At 42.9% G+C, this 4,764-nt stretch carries 5 protein-coding genes and 2 pseudogenes; 6 read left to right on the top strand and 1 reads right to left on the bottom strand.

Annotated features, from left to right (window positions below; translation table 11 throughout):
• Positions 1-174 precede the first annotated feature (174 nt).
• The 3 genes and pseudogenes from AB4653_RS24825 to AB4653_RS24815 all read left to right on the top strand — a co-directional run.
• Positions 175-864 carry a DUF2786 domain-containing protein gene (locus AB4653_RS24825; protein ID WP_009846484.1) on the top strand — a complete coding sequence of 230 codons (690 nt, stop codon included), beginning with the start codon at positions 175-177 and terminating at the stop codon, positions 862-864.
• 105 nt (positions 865-969) lie between these two features.
• Positions 970-1,638, top strand: coding sequence for an OmpA family protein (locus AB4653_RS24820; protein WP_009846483.1), 669 nt, complete (start codon positions 970-972; stop codon positions 1,636-1,638).
• Between the two features lie 156 nt (positions 1,639-1,794).
• Positions 1,795-2,658 (top strand): annotated as a pseudogene (locus tag AB4653_RS24815) (tetratricopeptide repeat protein); the annotation flags it as partial.
• Here AB4653_RS24815 and AB4653_RS24810 read toward each other — a convergent pair.
• Positions 2,636-2,965 carry a DUF4062 domain-containing protein gene (locus AB4653_RS24810; protein WP_372105561.1) on the bottom strand — a complete coding sequence of 110 codons (330 nt, stop codon included), beginning with the start codon at positions 2,963-2,965 and terminating at the stop codon, positions 2,636-2,638. The pseudogene AB4653_RS24815 and the gene AB4653_RS24810 overlap by 23 nt on opposite strands.
• Positions 2,966-3,386: 421 nt before the next feature.
• Between AB4653_RS24810 and AB4653_RS24805 the strand changes: the two genes are divergently transcribed.
• From AB4653_RS24805 to AB4653_RS24795, 3 genes and pseudogenes are all read left to right on the top strand, one after another.
• Positions 3,387-3,959 carry a BRO family protein gene (locus tag AB4653_RS24805; protein WP_102258088.1) on the top strand — a complete coding sequence of 191 codons (573 nt, stop codon included), beginning with the start codon at positions 3,387-3,389 and terminating at the stop codon, positions 3,957-3,959.
• 152 nt (positions 3,960-4,111) lie between these two features.
• Positions 4,112-4,396 (top strand): hypothetical protein, encoded by a 285-nt coding sequence (locus tag AB4653_RS24800; RefSeq protein WP_102258087.1) that lies wholly within the window; start codon positions 4,112-4,114, stop codon positions 4,394-4,396.
• Between the two features lie 90 nt (positions 4,397-4,486).
• A pseudogene (locus tag AB4653_RS24795) lies at positions 4,487-4,764 on the top strand (hypothetical protein); the annotation flags it as partial.

The raw sequence follows: 4,764 nt of genomic DNA, 5'->3' as shown, positions 1-4,764 counted from the left end.
TCAATCCTCTTGATGGCGTTTTGTTTTGTCCGGGACCCGCCGCTTCCTTCCTATGTCCTTATCTTCCATAATCGTTCACCACATTCCTACAAATGACTTTTGACTTTGCTGTTACTCGCCAAAACATGTAAAATGTTGGACTTTTAAAAATTTGCGGTAATGATTAAGTTGTCGATGGATAAGAAAAAAGCCCTAAAGAAAATTGCCAAGTGTCTTGAGCTTGGAAACTCTGCGAACGTCAATGAAGCTGCCAATGCGATAAAAATGGCGCATAACTTGATGCTGAAATATGGTCTCGAAAAGGACGATATTGAATTTATCAAGATGGGAAAAACTCAATCCAGTCACCTGTTACCTGCAAATATCAGCTCTACACTGCTGCGTGTTATTCGTGGTATTAACACCAAGTTTGGCGTAGAAGCCGTGTTACTGAATCACAAAGGCCTTAAACGCGTTGAATTCATTGGTGAAGCCGATCGCGCTATCTTCGCGGCTTTTGCGTTCGATATTATTTATCGCGAACTGAATGAGCACACTGGCCAATTCAGAAACAGTTTTGCGGGCTCGGGAACAGGGACACTAGAAGTAACACGTCGCGTAAACTCTTACGTTTCGGGTTGGGTAGAAGGTGCACTTGAAAAACTGCCTGTTATCACCCCAGACGACGAGTCAAACAACAAGATCAATAACTACATTGATAAAGAGTTCCAAAACATCGACCGCGAAACGTTCAAACAACAACTCAGAGAAGCGATGAAAAACCTCACCGCAGACTATGAAGTTGGTTTGAAGAAAGGTCGAAAACTGTCTGTAAATCGACCAGTTGGCGGAACTCAAGCCGTTAAAAAGATAACTAAATCATAGAGCCACTTTACATTGCTTCAGCGTATTGATAAAAACCACCAATAGGACTTATTGTTGTCTTTCGTAATTCATGCGTTTGACAGAAGTACATGATGGAGAAATACGTTGAAAAAAATCACACTAGCCCTGGCACTCACTGTTGCTCTAACGGGCTGTCAAGCGACACAACGCCAAAACGCGACAACCGGCGAATCTGAGACTAATTCCGCAACTCAAGGCGCTTTAATTGGTGCAATCGCCGGCGCTGTTGCTGGTGCTGCTACGGGTGACGACTCTAAAGACCGTCGTAAGCGTGCACTCATCGGCGCAGCAGGTGGCGCCGCAGTTGGCGGTGGTATCGGTTACTACTTTGACCAGCAAGAAGCTGCACTTCGTGAAGAACTCATGAACTCAGGCGTTCAAGTAGAGCGTGTTGGTGAGAACCAACTTCTACTTCGCCTAGAGAACGGCATTGGTTTCGATTCTGGTTCTTACGCTTTAGAATCAAGCATCCACAAAACACTTCGCGGCGTTGCGCGCATCTTAGTTGAATACCCAGACACTAGCCTAGTGATCGAAGGTCACACTGACAGCACGGGCAGCGAGTCTTCTAACCAAGTTCTTTCTGAGCGTCGTGCTGAATCGGTTCGTGCATTCTTGATCTCTCAAGACGTTGCTGCAGGCCGTGCCATTGCTCGTGGTAACGGTGAACGTTACCCTCTATGTGACAACAACACCTCTCAAGGTCGCGCTTGTAACCGTCGCGTAGAAATTCAAATCTTGCCGCTTAAGTAGCACGATTAAAGCCCAGTTCGTCTTTATCTATTGAATTAACCTCTATATAGTTGCTTATCGTCGTGTTGCTTGTTCAAAGTCACACGACTAACTAACAACCGTAAATCGTATTCATACTGATATACCAACTCTGGGCTTTTTTACGAGACTTATCTATTGTTTATCCTATCCAACTTTCTGCCATCATCAATTCTCAGAACTCTATTTTTTGCCCTCATCTTTTCTACAATACAGTTCTCTACTGCACACGTCGTTCATGCAGAAAGCAACGTTGCATTCTCGATAGAATCTCAACCTCAAGGTCCAGTTTCTCAATACCAACTAGCTCAAGCTTATGAATCAGGTAATGATGTCCCTTTGAGCACCAACGATGCATTTTATTGGTACTCGCAATCCGCAGAAAACGGCAATGCAGATGCGCAATTTAGGCTGGGTGAATGGTACTTGGCAGGATCAGGTGTAGAGCAAAGCAACAAGCTAGCTTTAGAATGGTTTATTAAATCAGCCTTACAAGGTAACCAACGCGCGCCTATCGAAGTCGCAAAGCTCTACGAATCCTCACTTGAGGAAGAACTCCTAAAACCATTAGATGAAGCACAGCTATGGTATGAAGCGGCCTTAAAAAACAATCCAACAGCCGAAGATGGCTATAACCGTATTCTGGAAGCGCAATTCAACCAGCAACGTGCCAAGCAGATCTCTTCGATTGAGAAGCTCAATGACAACGTCATTGCTGAAAGCAGCACGAATCAGAGGCTATCTAATCCAGAGCGAGCAAGTAGATCCCCTTCTTATCTGCCCTCTAGAGAGCAGGTAACACGTTCTAACCTAACGTATTCAGACTATCTAATTGGCACAGCCTTAGCCGTGTTGATTTCAATTGTCAGCATTATCATGACTCTGGTGATATCAAAAAGAAGACACGCTCTAAAATCGGGTGAATTGGGGCAACAAAAGCAGACACTTGAAGCACAGCTTAGCTCGAAGGACTTCACTATTAAGCAGCAGAAACGTCAGCTTTAACAAAGGTAAATATTGGTAAACCTAATTCACGGGCTTTGTTGTACTCAGCTTGAGTGATTGACTCCCCATTACCATTTTTAAACTTGCCGCCGTAACGCCCTGAAATGATCAATACAAACATATCACAGTGAGCAACTTCATTAACACATGACTCATGAGTGTGTGCATCTACATCATAATAAACACCACTATATTCACTTAATATTGGATGGAAGCCATAGTTAGTGATAAAGCGTTCAAGTTGAGCTCGCTCTTCTTGTAAGTCGTAACACGTAGAACTTACAAATACTTTGGGGATTGCCATAAACGTCTACTTTTAGAATTGAAACCTTGATACATAATTGAGTCGTATGCATCAACTTTCAAGGCTTTACAACTATAAACCTCGATTAAATACTTTAAATTCGGATAACTAGCGTTGACACCCTCCCCCTAACAACCTTACTCTAACTATGCACTGGCAAAATTCAGTGCCAGGTTTAGGACCCTGCTTTAACTTACGGCGCATAGACGCCAGCTTTTTGCTGGTTTTTTTATGTGCGGCTTCAGCACACTAGAACATAGTCGTTTCGTATAGAAACCGTACTATCTGCATTATGGTGGGCTGGGCGAGGCAGCTTCGGCTGGCCGTTTCGTAAGTGCGGTAGTCCTAACCTTGTTCAGTTCACCACCCGAAGTTTAGGACCTTTGCGTGGTGATTTAACAGATCACTTACGGAGGTCACTATGACCACAGCACTAACATTCCAAAATACCCATTTCGATATTGTCGAACAAAATAATCAAGTTTGGTTATCAGCTACCGACATAGCCAAAGCTTTAGGTTATGCAAGAGAAGACTCTGTTAGCCGTATCTACGATAGAAATTCAGATGAATTCTCTAGCGTAATGTCAATGACCGTCAATTTGACGGTGAACGGAATAAACAAAAGCTTGCGTAAAAAGACAACTCGCATATTTTCCCTTCGAGGTGCTCACTTAATCGCGATGTTTAGCCGAACCTCTGCTGCCAAAGAATTCCGCAAATGGGTATTGGACGTATTAGATCGAGAAATACAACAACCACAAAACAATCAAAACCCCACCCTACTCAACAACGCCAAAAAAGCATGCGAACGCGTAAGCCAGCGTGAGAACCAAAGCTACAATGAATTACTCGCACTCAAAGAAACCTTTGCCCAACTCGAACACTCTTCTCGTATTGCCCAAAACCAAATCAGCGACCTGTTAACCAGCCATCACTCTAAGCGTGACCATATCGCTCATATCTATTTAGCGCACCAGGTAATGGTTGTGTAACTTGCTTAAACAAAAGCCCTTATCCATTTGAATAAGGGCTTTGTATTTGTAAAGGCTCGTTATTTGTTAAGTCACTCGGCTCCCCAAACAGATGTGCTTGCGAATTTTTCAATGCCCATAAGAATGAAGCTAAATTAATAAGGGGAGCTAGAATGGTCGTTAACCCACCAGAATTAGAACCGTTTTTCCATTTCGTTCGTGTATCTATTGTCAGTGCACTAGGTGGCGATGAAGAGTCATACAGTTCGAACGAAGCACTAGAGCAATATATAAACGCAACCAATAGCAACATCACTCCGTTACTCTACGACTTCTTCGTAAAATTCGATTACTTGTACGCGCTTCAGCAAGCAAACGCGCCACTAAGTACCGAAGAGTCAGAAGTACTACTTTCAGCCCAAGACTTGATTGACGAAGTACACCTTACTGTCATGTGATATCCGGCATATCACAGCATGAAAGCTAAATAGCTTTAATTTCCCTCAAATATTGAACACAATAGTGCTTATAACCGTAGGTCCTAAAGTGTGAATAAATCAATGGCATTAGTTAGAAAAAAAATAGCCTTTTTTAATAATGAAAAAGTGAAAATATTGAGTGCGGTGACGGTGGTTACGAGTGTTATATCTGCACCTTACATAATTAATTTTTGGGGTTATAACATTTCAGATAACACTCAAGATTGGGGAGGGTTCGGGAGCTACATTGGTGGTTTGCTTTCCCCTATATTGGCCATCGGTTCGCTGTACTATGTTGTGAAAACCTTTCGCCAACAATCATTTGAGAACACGTTCAATCTACTACT

Source organism: Vibrio sp. 10N.222.48.A3, from assembly GCF_041475345.1.
Classification (GTDB): domain Bacteria; phylum Pseudomonadota; class Gammaproteobacteria; order Enterobacterales; family Vibrionaceae; genus Vibrio; species Vibrio tasmaniensis_A.
The sequence above is the reverse complement of the archived record's forward strand: the minus strand, read 5'-3'. Positions and strand labels throughout refer to the sequence as shown.